The sequence below is a fragment of the Mucilaginibacter gossypii genome, from assembly GCF_900100945.1.
Classification (GTDB): Bacteria; Bacteroidota; Bacteroidia; order Sphingobacteriales; family Sphingobacteriaceae; genus Mucilaginibacter; species Mucilaginibacter gossypii.
Window position 1 is genome coordinate 41,297 of sequence record NZ_FNCG01000002.1, and the last position, 15,885, is coordinate 57,181.

The window sequence follows — 15,885 nt, forward strand, 5'->3', positions numbered from 1 at the left end:
TTAATAAGCAGCCTCGTAAATGCTGATAGCGTCATCTATGTTTATTGGTCGCGGGTTGTTTTTAAGCAAGCGCGTAATTTTCATGGCATCGGCAGCCATTTGCGGTATGGTATTTTTATCTATGTCTATTTCTTTTAAGCTTGCAGGGATTCCGCATTCGCTGATCAGCTGCCTGATCTTTTCAACACCGGCATAAGCGGTTTCAAAATCATTGATACTACTGTTACAACCCAATGCACGGGCAACGGCAGCATATCGCTCAGGTGCGGCAGGGATATTATACTCCATTACTAACGGCAGCAAAAGGGCATTGGATAGGCCGTGGGCAATATGATACAGGCTGCCCAACGGATAGGAGAGTGCATGTACGCCCGCTGTGTTAACCGGGCCTAAACAAAAACCACCCATTAAACTGCCAATGGCCAATTGCGTACGGGCATCTTCATTAGTGCCGTCATTTACTGCTTTAACCAGGTTATCAGCTATAAGCCTGATCCCTTCAAGTGCATACATATCTATAAAAGGATGTGCGTATAGATTGGTATAAGCTTCAAGGCAATGAGTTAAAGCATCAAGTCCTGTAGCTGCAGTAACCTCTGCCGGCAGGCTGATCATCAAAGCCGGATCAATGATCACTACATCCGGAACCAGGTAAGGGCTGATAATACCTTTTTTCTGGTTGTCTGTATCATCTATCAATATAGCATTGGGGGAAGCTTCACTACCAGTTCCGGCTGTTGTGGGTACACAGATCAGTTTTTTAGATCGCTTTTTAAGCAAACCAATTCCCGTGATATCTGCCAGGGTTTGGTCATTATCAATCTGCGCAGCTATGAGTTTAGCCACATCAAGCACACTGCCACCACCAATACCTATGATCACATCTGCTTCAGTATGTTTTACAGATGCAAGCAAATCTCCAAAATCCTTGAACGAAGGCTCCCGTACTATGGAGGTATCAACACGAGCGTTAACTCCTGCTTCTTTAAATTGAGCTAAAAGTGGTTCAAGTTTATTTAATAGCGGACTGATGGTAATAATTAAAGCTGATTTATACCCGCCGCTGATAACATCACCGGTTAATTTAAAAAGCGAGTTTTTGCCAACAATTACCTGGCCCGGAAACCGGATAGTGATGTCGCGATAAGGATGTTCAGTTTGCGGCATATACTTATATTAATAATAGCTGGCCCTGGTTAATTGGTTTTGATATAAAACAAAGATGGATAATGCCGCCTCCCATTTTTATCCAACCGTTATCCAATTATTATACGATATTATCAAAAGGGATACCTGCCGGTAAGTTATTATGATATGATCTGCCTGTAATTGGCTTTAATAGGTAGTTGTTATAGTAAATAATCAATAAAATACAGGGAGACGGGGCATGACAGTTCTGTAACTAAAGGCCGGTAACTTAGCAAAAAGTTGAATATGAGGTTATAGGGCCAAGTTTATATGGGCTGTTTATCTTTTGATACTTTTATTTATCGGTGGTTAAACTGCTGCATCCTAATTATAAATCATCCGGCTAAACCTCGGTATTTTTTAATATTTCCGTTAACCAATTAAATATACATCCTCATGAAAAGCGTGAAAACCTTAGGACAATTTATTATAGAGAAACAAGCTGATTTTCCATTTGCCAAAGGCGAACTGTCAAGGCTTTTGAGGGATATAGGCATTGCAGCTAAAATTGTAAACCGCGAAATCAGCAAGGCCGGGCTTATTGATATCATCGGCGAAACCGATTCCGTAAACTCACATGGCGAGCGGCAGAAAAAGATGGACGTTTATGCCAACGAACAATTCATTGCGGCATTACGTAGCGGCGGCGAATGCTGTGTTGTTGCCTCTGAAGAAAATGACGAGCATATCCTAATAGAATCAGAAATCTCAAAACATGCCAAATATATTGTGGCGATTGACCCGCTTGATGGCTCATCAAATATTGATGTGAATGTAAGTGTGGGCACCATATTTTCTATTTATCGCCGTAAGTCTCTTGAAGGCAAAGCTATACTGGATGATGTACTGCAGAAAGGTACTGAGCAGGTTGCCGCCGGTTACGTTATTTACGGTTCGTCAACCATGCTTGTTTATACTACGGGCAAAGGGGTTAACGGTTTCACGCTTGATCCATCAATAGGGGAGTTTTGCCTGTCGCATCCTGAAATTAAAATGCCTAAGGATGGCTATATCTACTCAATAAACGAGGGATACTATACCCACTTTCCTTTAGGGGTAAAAAAATATATCAAGTACTGCCAGGTTGAAGATGTAACTACCAGCCGTCCGTACACTTCAAGATATACAGGTTCAATGATTGCCGATATTCATCGCAACCTGATCAAAGGCGGAATCTTTTTATATCCAACTACTGCGCAATATCCAAATGGCAAACTGAGATTGGTCTACGAATGTAACCCGATGGCCTTTATTGTTGAACAGGCAGGCGGTCTGGCGTCGACAGGTTATGAGCGGATCCTGGATCTGGATGTTAATGAGCTTCACCAGCGCTCGGCTATTTTTATCGGTTCGGAGAATATGGTTAAGCGTGCCGAAGATTTTATGCTGGCCTTTTCTTCGCAGCAACCATCTATAACTCAACATAAACAGGTTATTTAGTCATTAAGAACTTCTGTTCATAGTGCATCTGTTATTTGGATTGATATATGAGTAATTTTATATGTATTATTATAAAAATTAGGTAAGACTAATTTTTTTTATTTGTTTTGTATATTATTTATGATGTGCTAAAACGAATGAAAATATTATCTCTACTATTCTTTTTATTAATGCCTGTGATGGTTTTCTCCCAGCGTGGTTCACTTAGGGGCAGGTTAACAACCGGCAGCGAACCGCTCTCTTTTGCTACCGTTGCACTTTCAGGAACTTCTATCGGGGCTACTACCAATGATAAAGGCTATTACCATTTAAAAAATGTTCCGGCAGGCACATACACAATAGTATTCTCTAACATTGGGTATGTTACTGAGCGCCATAAAGTGAGTGTAAAACCTGATGAAGCAATTTCATTGGATGGCAATCTTCAGGAAAGCAGCTCCAAATTAAATGAGGTGACGGTAACCGGCGTTTCACGCAAAACTGAGTTGAGGAGTAACCCCATTCCCATCGCAGTAATGACCAAGAAGGAAATGGATCAGAATGTGAATAATAACATTATTGACGCCATTGTGAAAGGAGTACCGGGTGTTAATGCGGTTACTACCGGGCCCAATATTTCAAAACCATTTATCAGGGGATTAGGCTACAATCGTGTTTTAACTTTGTATGATGGCGTGCGCCAGGAAGGGCAGCAATGGGGTGATGAACATGGTATTGAGATAGACCAGTACGGCATTGGTCGCGCCGAAGTAGTGAAAGGGCCGGCAAGTTTAACCTATGGCTCAGATGCATTGGCAGGCGTGATCAACATGATCCCTTACCTGCCGGTTGGCGAAAATAATGTTTTGAGAGGTGACTATACTGCCGATTATCATACCAATAACGGCATGATCGGTACCTCGTTAGGACTGTCATACAAAAAGAACGATTGGCGATACGCCTTCCGGGCAACTGCGAAAGCGGCGCATGATTATCATAATAGTGTTGATGGTTATGTGTATAACACAGGTTTCCGGGAGTTCAATTTATCGGGTATGGCCAGGGTTGATAAAAATTGGGGGTACTCGCAAATTGCCGCAACCGTTTATGATAACCGGCAGGAGATTCCCGATGGCAGCAGGGATTCGCTTTCAAGGCGGTTTACCAAACAAGTAGCTGAAAGCAGTACTGACAATATCAGGAACCGGCCGGTTGTAAGTGATGATGAGTTAAGATCATACAGTATAACCCCGCTGCACCAGCGTATTCAGCATTATCGAATTTATTCGCATAATGAGTTTAAACTTAGTGAAGGCAGCAGTATCAATGCTTCGCTTGGTTTACAACGAAGCATCCGTAAGGAATATAACCACCCTACATTGGCCGATCAGCCGGGCTTGTACGTGGTACTTAACACGCTTAATTACGATTTTAAATATAACCTGCCTGCTATTGCAGGGATAGAAAGTACCCTTGGTGTAAATGGCATGTACCAAACTAACCGCAGCAAGGCCGCAACAGATTTTCCGATTCCGGATTATAATCTGTTTGATGCGGGAACTTTTTTCTTCGCCAAAAAAACAATCGGAAAAGTTGATATTTCGGGCGGCTTGAGATATGATAACAGGCACATCCATTGGAATGATTTTTACGTAGGGCCAAACTCCAAAAACGGGTTTGAGCAGCATGTGAAATTACCGGATACCGCAGGCGCCCATTTACAGTTTCCGGCTTTTAGGCATGTTTATCAGGGTGTTTCGGGTAGTTTGGGAATAACCTATAATATCAGCGAACGCTTATTGTTTAAAGCCAACATCGCGCGCGGATACCGTGCCCCTAATATTACCGAAATCGGCTCAAACGGACTCGACCCCGGTGCTCATATCGTGTATTTAGGCAACCGCAGCTTCAACCCTGAATTTAGTTTACAGGAAGATCTGGGCTTCATCGCCTACCTGAAAGATGTTGACCTGATTGCTGAGCTGTTTAATAACCACATCAATAATTACATTTATCAGGCTAAACTTACTGATGCCAATGGCAATCCTGTGGTGATTGTACCGGGTAACAGCACTTATCAATACCAGCAAAGTAGTGCCCGCCTGTATGGGGCCGAGTTTACGCTAAATGTGCATCCCCAAGATGTTAAATGGCTGGCTTTTAACAACAGCCTGGCTTATGTAACGGGAATCAACGGCAATAAACAGCTTGTTGATGAATCCAATGGCGCGGCTAAATATCTGCCATTTATTCCGCCGTTGCATATCCGGTCGGAGTTTAAGGCGAGTTTGCAGAAAGCATATGGGGCTTTTTCTAAGATTTACTTTAAGGCCGAAATGGATGCTTATGCTACGCAGAACCGGTTCTATGCTTTGGATAATACAGAGACAGCTACGCCCGGCTATGCCTTGTTTAATATCGGAGCAGGCACTACCATCAAAAATAAATCGGACAAACCTGTTTGCGAGCTTTTTTTGCAGGTTGATAACTTGTTTGATAAAGCCTATCAATCAAACCTTAACCGTTTAAAGTATTTTGAGTATTACCAGTCGTCGCCAAACGGACACCTCGGCATTTATAATATAGGGCGGAATATTAGTTTTAAAGCTGTTTTTCCTTTTTGATTTATTTTCAATGAAATATGCCTTTTTTTGTTTTTATTGCCTTGAGTTTGTGAACATCATGTAAGCGTGCGATAATAACGTGCCATCAGGGTCTCTCGCAAAGGATCCTGATGTATACACCGAGCAAATTCGCCGTTCTGAATGCCCTCGAAGAAGTATACAACGCGGCTGAACCTCAGGGTCCTCTGCGAGAGACCCTGAGGGGACATGAAATGATGTCAAAACTTATTGGTCGATGTGCCTAAAACTCAGCAATCGTAAAAACAATCAAAGTAAATGATATATAAAACAAAGGTTTTCATTTGTGTGCTGCTGTGTGGCATATGCGGTGGGATGATAAGCGCTCAGGCACAATTGCAAGTGCCGGCTTCTTATGCTTTAATTAAACGGGTGGTGCCCGGTTATGAAAAGAATTTTATTGTTCAACCGCTTTCTGAAAATGAGGCCAAAGATGTTTTTGAAGTAGAGGGCGCTAAGGGCAAAATTGTACTCAGGGGCAATAATGGTATCGCAGTGGCCTCAGCCTTATATTATTACCTTACAGAATACGCTCATTGCCAGATCACCTGGAATGGTACAAATTTGAACCTTCCAGTAAAGTTACCTATACCAGCTCAAAAGGTTCATAAAACTACGCCTTACCAATACCGCTATTATCTTAACTATTGTACCTATAGCTACAGTATGAGCTGGTGGGACTGGAAACGGTGGGAAAAGGAAATTGACTGGATGGCCTTGCACGGCATCAATATGCCGCTGGCCATAACCGGGCAGGAGTATGTGTGGGATAAAGTTTATAAAGGTATGGGCTTTAGCAGTAAAGATATGCAGGACTTTTTTACCGGTCCGGCGTATTTTGGATGGTTTTATATGGGCAACATAGATAAATGGGACGGCCCGCTGCCCGCAAGCTGGATAACCAGTCACCGGGATTTGCAGATCAAAATATTGCAGCGCGAGCGCGAACTTGGTATAAAACCGGTGCTTCCTGCATTTACTGGTCACGTGCCGGCATCGTTTAAAACACATTTTCCCAATGCTAAACTAAAGCAAACCAACTGGAACAACGGCTTTGCCGATACTTATATCCTGGATTCGGAAGATCCGCTATTTGCAGAGATCGGTAAAAAATTTATACAGGAACAAACCAGGGTTTATGGTACAGATCATCTGTACTCTGCCGATACTTTTAACGAAAATGAGCCGCCCTCAAACGATCCTAAATTTCTTTCGGAACTAAGCGCAAGGGTTTATGACGGCATGAAAGGGGCCGACCCGAAAGCTGTTTGGGTAATGCAGGGCTGGCTATTTTTCAGCGATCGTAAATTTTGGCAAAACGAGCAGATCAAGGCATTGCTGAATGCAGTGCCCGATGATCATATGATAGTGCTTGACCTCAATACCGATTACGAACCAATATGGAAGCGTACTGAAGCATTTTACGGCAAACCCTGGATCTGGAATATGCTGCATAACTATGGCGGTAACAATAGTTTGTTTGGCAGGATAGAGGCGGTAGCAACGCAGCCGGCGCAGGCCCTTAATGATCCTAAATCGGGGCGTATGGTGGGAATTGGCTTAACGATGGAGGCTATTGAACAAACCCCTGTGCTTTATGAATTAATGACGCAGCATACCTGGCAAAACAAGCCGATTGACCTTGATCAATGGCTGCCGGAGTACTTATTTAATCGTTATGGTGTAAAAAGCAAGGATGCGCTTGATGCCTGGCAAACGCTACGGGGTACCGTATTTAATGGCAAGGATATCCGTGACGGGGCCGAGTCGATCATTACCGGCAGGCCAACGCTTGATTCGGCCGCAATATGGACCCGTACTCGCTTAAACTACAACCGGAAAGACCTGCTGCCGGCCTGGGATAAAATGGTAGCCGCCATACCTGCATGCAAACAAAGCAGCGGTTTTAACTACGACCTGGTTGATGTTACGCGGCAAGTATTGGCTAATTACGGCAGGCCGATGCAGCTAAAATGGATTAAGGCTTATCATGATAAAGATGAAAAGGCTTTTGATAAATATACTGCCGAATACCTTAACCTGATAACCGATATGGACAGGCTGCTTGCTACCCGTAAGGATTTTATGCTGGGCCCCTGGATAGCCGATGCCAGGAACTGGGGAGCTACTCCCGCCGAAAAAGCGCTTTATGAAAAAAATGCCCGTAACCTGATAACACTTTGGGGCGATGCCAATAGTCCGCTGCATGAATATTCATGCAGGCAGTGGAGTGGATTGCTCAATGACTTTTATAAAGTGCGCTGGCGAAAATTCTTTGATTTATTGAAAGGATCAATTAAAACCGGTAAAGAGCCAGACTTTAAACAATTTGACAAATCGATAAGTAACTGGGAATGGCAATGGGTTAATTCATCTAAAGTTTATCCCATTGTTCCTACCGGAGGCAGCGCTGCTGTTGCAAAACAGCTTTATGAAAAATACAGAACAAACATGGATAAGGATCTTAAATAATGGATACATCGACAGCTAAATCTGTAAATACTGTAGCGAAGCCTGCAAGATTGTTATCATTAGATGCCCTTCGTGGGTTTGATATGTTTTGGATCATGAGTGGGGAAGGGGTGGTGCATGCCCTCGCTAAAGCTACCGGCTGGCCACTGCTGGTGTGGATGTCGGGGCAACTACATCATACGGCATGGAATGGCATCACCTTTTATGATATGATCTTTCCTTTGTTTTTGTTTATTGCCGGGGTTTCCATGCCTTATTCAATAGGCAATAAAGTTGCCAAACACGGGGTAGCTTATCCATATCTGTTGCCGTCCTCATCCAAAGGCGAAATTTATCGTTCCATGATCAGGCGCACCATTATCCTGTTGTTTTTAGGTGTGGTTGTTAACGGCTTGTTTAAGTTTAACGGTTTGGAGAATACACGCTTTGCAAGTGTGCTGGGGCGTATCGGCCTGGCCTGGTTTTTTGCCGGTGTAATTTATCTCAATTTTGGTACTCGTGGACAAATTTTATGGTTTGGTATTTTGCTGTTTGGTTATTGGGCAGCAATGGAACTAATCCCGGTGCCCGGTTACGGGGCCGGGGTTTTAACCATGAACGGTAGCCTGGAATCCTATATAGATCGTTTGTTACTTCCCGGTCGCCTGCACGATAAGGTACATGATCCAGAGGGTGTATTATCTACCATTCCGGCTATTGGCACTGCTATGCTGGGGATTTTTACAGGCCAGTTTCTGAAGTTTGAATCTGCAAAATGGCCGATGTGGAAAAAGGGGGTTTGTTTATTTGCAGTCGGTGTTTTATTTATTGGCTTAGGGATGCTTTGGAATCTTGCTTTCCCTATCAATAAACGCTTATGGACAAGTTCATTCGTGATGTTTGTAGGTGGGTGGAGCCTGGTTTTCCTGTCGGTATTTTACCTGGTGATTGATGTTGCCGGATACAAAAAATGGGCATTTCCTTTTGTGCTTATTGGTGTAAACTCTATCCTGATCTATCTGGCATCAGAAGGGATGGTTGATTTTCAGCATACAGCCAATTTTTTCTTCGGGGGAATTGTTAGCCATCTCGCACAAAGCTGGCAACCGGTATGGGCAGCAATATTCATTGTGGTTGTACAGCTTGCTTTGTTGTACTTTTTATATCGTAATAAGATCTTCCTGAAAATATAAATATAAAGTAGTTTTTTGAATGTAGAGACGCATAATTGCGTCTCCCGCATGCAAGTTAGGGCGATTTACTCCGTTACAAGGTGGCCCGTCCTTTGGGAGACGCAATTATGCGTCTCTACATAAAAATATTTTAACCAAATTATCCAGTTACTCGGAATCACTTTTAATCGTAAGGCGATTGGAAAAAAATAATTGAGATAAAATCGTATTTAATTCGTTAATTGTTAAAATAACACTTAATATTGAATTGTTTTTACCTTTATTATGACCAAGCGCATACTTTTCTTTTTTACACTTGTTTTGATTGGCGCAGCTTCGCGTGCACAAAAGCAAATGATCCCAAATCCAATAACCGGGGGATACTTCGCCGATCCAACTATTGTGAAAGATAAAGGCCGCTATTTTATTTATGCCACAATTGATCCCTGGGGCGATAAAGAGCTGGCCGTATTGGAGACTACCGATTTTATTAAGTTTACGAGGCATCATATCAACTGGCCTACCAAACAAGCCTGCACCACTCCAACCTCGCTCAACGAAATGGTTTGGGCGCCATCTGTAGTAAAAGGAAAGGACAACAAATTTTACATGTATGTAGCTGTAGGCGGTGAGGTTTGGGGAGGCGTAAGCAATACACCGCTTGGCCCCTGGAAAAATTTAAAGAGCGACAATACGCCTATGGTAAAATCTACAGATTATCCGCAGGTGCATAATATCGATCCGGATTGCTTTATTGATAGTGACGGCAGCGCTTATTTGTATTGGGGATCGGGGTATAAATGGATCAACGGGCATTGTATGGCCGTAAAGCTAAAGGACGATATGGTTTCGTTTGACGGAGCGCCAAAAAATATCACCACGCCGCATTTTTTTGAAGGCGCACATATGGTTAAACGCAATCAAACCTATTACCTCATGTTTTCGGAGGGTAAAGCCATTGATGCAACCTACCAGGTAGGGTATGCGAAAGGAAATAGCCCGCTTGGGCCTTTTCAGGAGGATGAGCACCGGGTTATATTGAATACTTCTGCGGATAGTACCGTGATTGGCCCGGGCCACAATACCACTTTTGTTGAAAAAGGACAGCGTTATATTTTATATCACCGCATTTTTCCGCAAAAGGAATCATTTGTATTGCGGCAGCTGTGCCTTGACAGTTTAAATTTTGATGCCGATGGCAATATTAAAAAGGTAAGCACTAAAGGAGTACAAAAGTTCAATTAACCTTATAACCTGTTATGATGAAAAAGATAGCCTGCACAGCGCTGTTATCAACACTGGCATTTACCTGGCTTGGAGCCTCTGCACAGCAAAAAGGCGATGCCGCAAAGCCAAGAAAGATCAGTCCAGACCTTTTCGGGATTTTTTTTGAGGATTTAAGTTATGCGGCAGATGGAGGCCTTTATGCCGAGCTTATCCAGAACCGCTCATTTGAGTACAGCCCGGCCGATAACCGCGACTGGAATTCAATGACCGCCTGGAAATATCAAACGGACGGTTTTGGCTATGGTACCATTTCAGTAGAAACAGCTACCCCGGTACATCCCAATAATCCGCATTATATTTTACTTGATATCCAGGATGAAGGGCAAAAAGGAGTGGGACTTGAAAATTCAGGGTTTGATGGGATCCCTGTAAAGGCGGGTAAAAACTATAATTTTTCAGTTTTTTTAAATGCAATTTCAGATCAGTCTTTACCTGTAAAAGTAGCTCTTGTTGATCGGAAGGGTAAAGAATTAGGTTCTTCCTCATTTACAACATCTGATAAAGGCTGGAAAAAATACGCCGAACAGATTCATGTGAATTTTGATAACGATAGTGCTAAACTGGTATTGCTGTTTAAAGCGAAAGGGAAAATCGGGATAGATATGGTGTCATTGTGCCCGGAGGAAACTTTTAAAAATCATAACAATGGATTGCGTGCCGATTTGGCGCAGGTTATTGCCGATATAAAACCAAAGTTTATGCGTTTCCCCGGCGGCTGCCTTACTCATGGGGATGGCGTCGCCAACATTTATCGCTGGAAAAATACCATCGGCCCGGTTGAGCAAAGGGTAGAGCAACGTAACATCTGGAACTATCATCAGTCGGTAGGTTTGGGATATTTTGAATATTTCCAGTTTTGTGAGGATATCGGGGCAAAACCGGTGCCGGTGCTTGCGGCAGGCGTAAGTTGTCAAAATTCGGGTGGAACCTGGAAAATAGGAGGCACCGGACAAAAGGGTATCCCGGTGGAAGAAATGAAAGCTTATGTACAGGATGTACTTGATTTGATAGAATATGCTAATGGGCCGGTCACTTCTACCTGGGGCGCAAAGCGTGCCGCTGCAGGTCATCCTGCGCCTTTTAACCTGGAGTACCTCGGCATCGGCAATGAGGATAAAATCACTGGCGTATTTGAGGAACGGTTTAGGATGATCTATGATGCCGTACACAAGGCCCATCCCGAAATTAAAATTATTGGTACGGTTGGGCCAAGTCCGAAGGGCGAAGATTTTGATAAAGGCTGGAAGTTGGCCGATCAGCTTTCGGTTGGTATTGTTGATGAGCATTATTATGAAAAGCCGCAATGGTTTTTAAAAAATACCCAGCGTTATGATGCATACAACAGGCTCAGGTCAAAAGTTTATATTGGAGAATATGCTTCGTGGGGCAATACCTTGTTTAATGCCTTATCAGAAGCCGTGTACATGATCAGTTTAGAACGCAATGGAGACGTGGTTAGGATGGCGTCATACGCACCGCTTATTGCCAGGATAGGCCATGCATCATGGAACCCGAACCTGATATATTTTAATGGCACTCAGGTTTTCCCAACGGTAAACTACTATGTTCAGCAGCAGTTTGCCGTTAATTCGGGCAATGAGTATTTGCCGGGTGTAATAAAAATGAAAGGCGAAAAAACTGTATTGGATACCACGGCAGGTGTTTCAACCGTGCGCGACTCTGCGACTGGGGATCTGATCCTGAAAATTGCTAATGCCGGTAGTGTTCCCGTTTCGGGAGAGGCAGACCTGTCAAAAATTGGTCAACTACCCAAATCGGCAACGCTTACTGTTATTACAGGCAATCCGGAGGTGAAGAATTCTACCGACAATCCGCAAGCTATCGTCCCTCAATCATCAGTAATAAAATTGCAAAAAAAGTGGGCTTTCACTGTACCTGCCTATTCATTGACGGTTGTCAGAATTAGCAGCAGAAGTATGGAAAAGCACAAATAATTGTCCCGAATATTCGAAAATAACAAATCAATTATACATGAAAAAAATAGTTTTACTGGGCGTTTTAGTTAGCTTTTATACGGCGGTTATAGCGCAGCCGCATCAAAAATTCAGCGCCTACCTGTTTACTTATTTTACAGGCAGTAAAGGCGGCGAAGAAATTCGTTTTGCTTTGAGTAACGATGGGTATCATTTCCGTGCGCTGAATAACAATCACCCCGTTTTAAATTCAGCGGATATCAGTGCTACCGGCGGTGTTCGGGATCCGCATATTATGCGAGCTGCCGACGGTAAAACATTTTACATGGTTGCAACCGATATGAATACCGAAAAATACGGCTGGGGGCCGGATTATTCTATGGTATTGCTCAAATCAACCGACCTGGTACAATGGAGCTCGAAAACCATTGATATCACCAAACTTTATGAAAAGTTTGCAGGCGTGAACAGGGTATGGGCACCGCAAACCATTTATGATCCACAGAAAAAACAATATATGATCTACTGGTCGATGCGTTTTGGCGAAGAGGCCGATAAGATCTATTATGCTTATGCCAATAAAGATTTTACAGGTCTTGAAACCGAGCCTAAGCAGCTTTTCTTTAAGCCGGATGGCGGTGCCTGCATAGACGGCGATATTGTTTACAAGAACAATAAATATTACCTGTTTTTCAAAACAGAAGGATCGGGTGCAGGTATAAAAATAGCGGTATCAGATGAGCTAACTTCTGGCTATGTATTGCGTGATAAATACGTACAGCAAACCAAAGACCCGGTAGAAGGGGCAGGTACTTTTAAATTAAACGATGGTAGCGGTTATATTTTGATGTATGATATGTATACCCAGGGTAAATACCAGTTTACCAGGACAACCGATCTCGAAAACTTTAAACTGATTGACGATGAGGTATCCATGAATTTTCATCCGCGCCATGGTACAGTGATGCCAATAACTTCAAAGGAAGGGGCGGCATTAACTGCGAAATGGGAAACGCCTGAAGATGTCATACTTGCGCCGTTAAACAAGCAGATTAAAACCATCAATATCGTTTTAGATACGGCGAACCATAAAGTTCACCTGCCTGTAATACCGGGTACTAATTTAAAATCATTTGATCCCCGGTTTACCTTGTTCCCCGGCGTTACTATCAGCCCTATAAGGCCGCAGGATTTTACCAAAGGCCCGGTTAAATATTCGGTAACCATTGCAGGTAAAAAAACGCAGGTTTTTGAGGTTACTGCCCAGGAAACCCATAACCCGGCTATTGCTGGATACTATGCCGATCCGGAGATCCTCTACGCCGAAAAAACAGGCAAATTCTATATTTATCCTACCAGCGACGGCTTTGATGGTTGGTCGGGCAAGTATTTTAAGGCCTTTTCTTCGGATGATATGGTTAGCTGGAAAGACGAGGGTAAGATTCTTGATTTACCGCAGGACGTGAGCTGGGCTAAAAAGAATGCCTGGGCCCCTTGTATCATCGAAAAAAAGGTGGGAAACGAGTATAAATACTTCTACTATTTCGCAGCTGCACAAAAAATAGGGGTGGCAACAGCAAATGATCCGACGGGGCCATTTACCGATTCGGGCAAGCCTTTGGTGGCACAATTGCCTGAAGGTGTTAAAGGCGGACAGCAGATTGATGCTGATGTTTTTGCCGATCCGCAAACAGGCAAAAACTATTTGTACTGGGGAAATGGTTATATGGCTGTAGCCGAGTTAAACGATGATATGATTTCGTTAAAGCCAGGCACCACCAAAATCCTTACACCTTACGCTCATTATAACGAAGGCACCTATGTGTTTTACCGCAACGGTACGTACTACTTCATGTGGTCTGAAAATGATACCAGGAGCCCTAATTATAGCGTGCATTATGGCACTTCTAAATCTCCATTGGGGCCAATCGAGATTCCTCAGCAAAATACGGTTATTGCCAAAAATGCTGCTAAAGGCGTTTACGGAACCGGCCATAACTCAGTTATCCAGATCCCGGGTACAGATGAATGGTATATTGTTTATCACCGGTTCAATTATCCTAAAGGCATTACCATGGGCGATGCCGCAGGCTACAACCGCGAGGTTTGTATTGATAAAATGGAATTTGACGATAAAGGGTTGATTAAACAGGTTACGCCTACACATGAAGGCATTAAACCTGTACATGTGAAAAAGTAAACGCGGGTTATTGAATGATAATATGGCTGCCATGTGAACGAGTTGAAGGTTCACATGGCAGCTTTTGTTTTATATAAAATCTATGCAAATTAGTTAAACAGATATTGCCTTTAAGCTTTATGCCTTCCGCTTTAAGCTACTAAAAATATGTTCCGTTTTTTACAATTTGGGAACTTCGTTGTATCCTATATTTGTAATCATGGTTTTCAAAGAGCTGCTTCCGGAGCCAAGGCTACAGCCTTACATTAAGTGCTTCTATCTGTATGAATCAGATTCGGACAGAAGCTATGATGATATCGTGTTTCCGAGCGGTACCATGGAGGTGATTTTTAACCTCGGTGCCGGAAACTGGAAATCAAAAAAAGACGATACATTTTTCACCACTCCTCCGGTTGAACTTTGGGGACAGATCACAAAACCTTTGGCAATACAATCTGTAGGGCGAAATATTATGCTGGGTTTCCGGTTTTATCCGCATTCGGCTGCTTATTTCTTTGATGAAAAGGTATCAGAATTTAATAATGAAATTGTTGATGCCACGCATGTATTCGGCCCTAAATTAAGAACGCTTTATTTGAGGTTATTGGAAACTGCCGACCTGAACGCTAAGGTAGCCATGATTGAAGATTATTTGCGGAGCCGTTTATCGGCAACCGAAAAAAAGCATTCGAAGATCAAATTTATCGGGGATATTGTCAGCAGTCTTAAAAAGAATTACAGCGACGATAATATCCTGTCCATTTCCAGTCGTTATAACATTTCCTCACGGCACTTGAACACCCTTTTTTCGCAGTATACGGGTTTACCGCCAAAATTATTTTATAAAATAAACCGCTTTCAGCATAGCCTTAACCTGGTTAGCGCTAATGAAGAAAAGCTGACCAACGTAGCCTACAGCGCCGGTTATTTTGATCAGGCTCATTTTATAAAAGAGTTTAAGCTTTTTACGGGTTTTACGCCCAATTCCTTTGCCGCTCAGGCTTCGCCTATAAATCAGGCGTTAGCGGGCAGTTAATACTCTTCCGTTTTATACAATTTTGGGCTATTCGAGCCACATAGTTTTGCTGATATAAAAAAAACAACAAAATGAAATCAGCAAAAACACCACAGGAAGTGCACGCAGTACTTGCGGCCGCTTTTAACACCAAAGATGTAAATGTAGTTATGAATGTGTATGATGCCAACGGTATTATTTTTCCGGAACCGGGAAAAGAAGTATCAGGCAGGGCCCAGTTTGAAGAGGCTGTTAAAAGCATTTGCGCTGTGCCCGGAGTAATGGAAATCAAAACAGTTTACTGTCTGCAATCAGGCGATGTAGCGGTCGGCCGATCGGAGTGGAGCATTACCGACAATGGCAAAACACAGATTGCCGCAAAAGGGATAGAGTTAATGAAACAACAATCCGACGGCAGCTGGAAAATTGTCATCGATCATGCATTCGGAGCTGAGGCTAATCTCGTAGCCTGATTTTCTCTATCTGAAACAAAAAATGGCCGGATTTATCCGGCCATTTTTTGTTTCACCTTTCACCTTTCACCTTTCACCTTTCACCTTTCACCTTTCACCTTTCACCTTTCACCTTTCACCTTTCA

General features: G+C 43.0%; 10 protein-coding genes. 9 read left to right on the top strand and 1 reads right to left on the bottom strand.

Annotated features, from left to right (window positions below; translation table 11 throughout):
• Window positions 1-1,167 carry an iron-containing alcohol dehydrogenase gene (locus BLS28_RS03715; protein WP_091162968.1) on the bottom strand — a complete coding sequence of 389 codons (1,167 nt, stop codon included), beginning with the start codon at window positions 1,165-1,167 and terminating at the stop codon, window positions 1-3.
• Between the two features lie 417 nt (window positions 1,168-1,584).
• On the opposite strand from BLS28_RS03715, the gene fbp reads away from it, so the two are divergent.
• From fbp to BLS28_RS03760, 9 genes are all read left to right on the top strand, one after another.
• Window positions 1,585-2,628 (top strand): class 1 fructose-bisphosphatase, encoded by a 1,044-nt coding sequence (gene fbp, locus BLS28_RS03720; RefSeq protein ID WP_091162969.1) that lies wholly within the window; start codon window positions 1,585-1,587, stop codon window positions 2,626-2,628.
• Window positions 2,629-2,765: 137 nt separating this feature from the next.
• Window positions 2,766-5,231 (top strand): TonB-dependent receptor, encoded by a 2,466-nt coding sequence (locus BLS28_RS03725; protein WP_091162970.1) that lies wholly within the window; start codon window positions 2,766-2,768, stop codon window positions 5,229-5,231.
• A gap of 276 nt (window positions 5,232-5,507) precedes the next feature.
• Entirely contained in the window at window positions 5,508-7,721 is a 2,214-nt protein-coding gene (locus BLS28_RS03730) for an alpha-N-acetylglucosaminidase (protein WP_091162971.1), read from the top strand.
• The gene (locus tag BLS28_RS03735) at window positions 7,721-8,893 is read left to right on the top strand and encodes an acyltransferase family protein (protein ID WP_091162972.1); all 1,173 of its coding nucleotides are present in this window, start codon (window positions 7,721-7,723) and stop codon (window positions 8,891-8,893) included. Before BLS28_RS03730 ends, BLS28_RS03735 begins: the two co-directional genes overlap by 1 nt.
• 264 nt (window positions 8,894-9,157) lie before the next feature.
• Window positions 9,158-10,117: a family 43 glycosylhydrolase gene (locus BLS28_RS03740; protein ID WP_091162973.1), complete on the top strand. Its 960-nt coding sequence runs from the start codon at window positions 9,158-9,160 to the stop codon at window positions 10,115-10,117.
• A 14-nt stretch (window positions 10,118-10,131) separates the two neighbouring features.
• Window positions 10,132-12,114, top strand: coding sequence for an alpha-L-arabinofuranosidase family protein (locus BLS28_RS03745; RefSeq protein ID WP_218134346.1), 1,983 nt, complete (start codon window positions 10,132-10,134; stop codon window positions 12,112-12,114).
• Between the two features lie 37 nt (window positions 12,115-12,151).
• On the top strand, window positions 12,152-14,293 hold the full coding sequence (locus tag BLS28_RS03750; protein ID WP_091162975.1) for a glycoside hydrolase family 43 protein: 2,142 nt from the start codon (window positions 12,152-12,154) through the stop codon (window positions 14,291-14,293).
• Between the two features lie 199 nt (window positions 14,294-14,492).
• Window positions 14,493-15,308, top strand: coding sequence for a helix-turn-helix domain-containing protein (locus tag BLS28_RS03755; protein ID WP_091162976.1), 816 nt, complete (start codon window positions 14,493-14,495; stop codon window positions 15,306-15,308).
• Between the two features lie 71 nt (window positions 15,309-15,379).
• Entirely contained in the window at window positions 15,380-15,760 is a 381-nt protein-coding gene (locus tag BLS28_RS03760; protein ID WP_091162977.1) for a YybH family protein, read from the top strand.
• Window positions 15,761-15,885: the final 125 nt, after the last annotated feature.

Bases quoted from the DNA above. Each gene is read 5' to 3' on its own strand.
- BLS28_RS03715 (WP_091162968.1), bottom strand. From the start codon at position 1,167: ATGCCGCAAACTGAACATCCTTATCGCGACATCACTATCCGGTTTCCG.
- fbp (WP_091162969.1), top strand. From the start codon at position 1,585: ATGAAAAGCGTGAAAACCTTAGGACAATTTATTATAGAGAAACAAGCT.
- BLS28_RS03725 (WP_091162970.1), top strand. From the start codon at position 2,766: ATGAAAATATTATCTCTACTATTCTTTTTATTAATGCCTGTGATGGTT.
- BLS28_RS03730 (WP_091162971.1), top strand. From the start codon at position 5,508: ATGATATATAAAACAAAGGTTTTCATTTGTGTGCTGCTGTGTGGCATA.
- BLS28_RS03735 (WP_091162972.1), top strand. From the start codon at position 7,721: ATGGATACATCGACAGCTAAATCTGTAAATACTGTAGCGAAGCCTGCA.
- BLS28_RS03740 (WP_091162973.1), top strand. From the start codon at position 9,158: ATGACCAAGCGCATACTTTTCTTTTTTACACTTGTTTTGATTGGCGCA.
- BLS28_RS03745 (WP_218134346.1), top strand. From the start codon at position 10,132: ATGATGAAAAAGATAGCCTGCACAGCGCTGTTATCAACACTGGCATTT.
- BLS28_RS03750 (WP_091162975.1), top strand. From the start codon at position 12,152: ATGAAAAAAATAGTTTTACTGGGCGTTTTAGTTAGCTTTTATACGGCG.
- BLS28_RS03755 (WP_091162976.1), top strand. From the start codon at position 14,493: ATGGTTTTCAAAGAGCTGCTTCCGGAGCCAAGGCTACAGCCTTACATT.
- BLS28_RS03760 (WP_091162977.1), top strand. From the start codon at position 15,380: ATGAAATCAGCAAAAACACCACAGGAAGTGCACGCAGTACTTGCGGCC.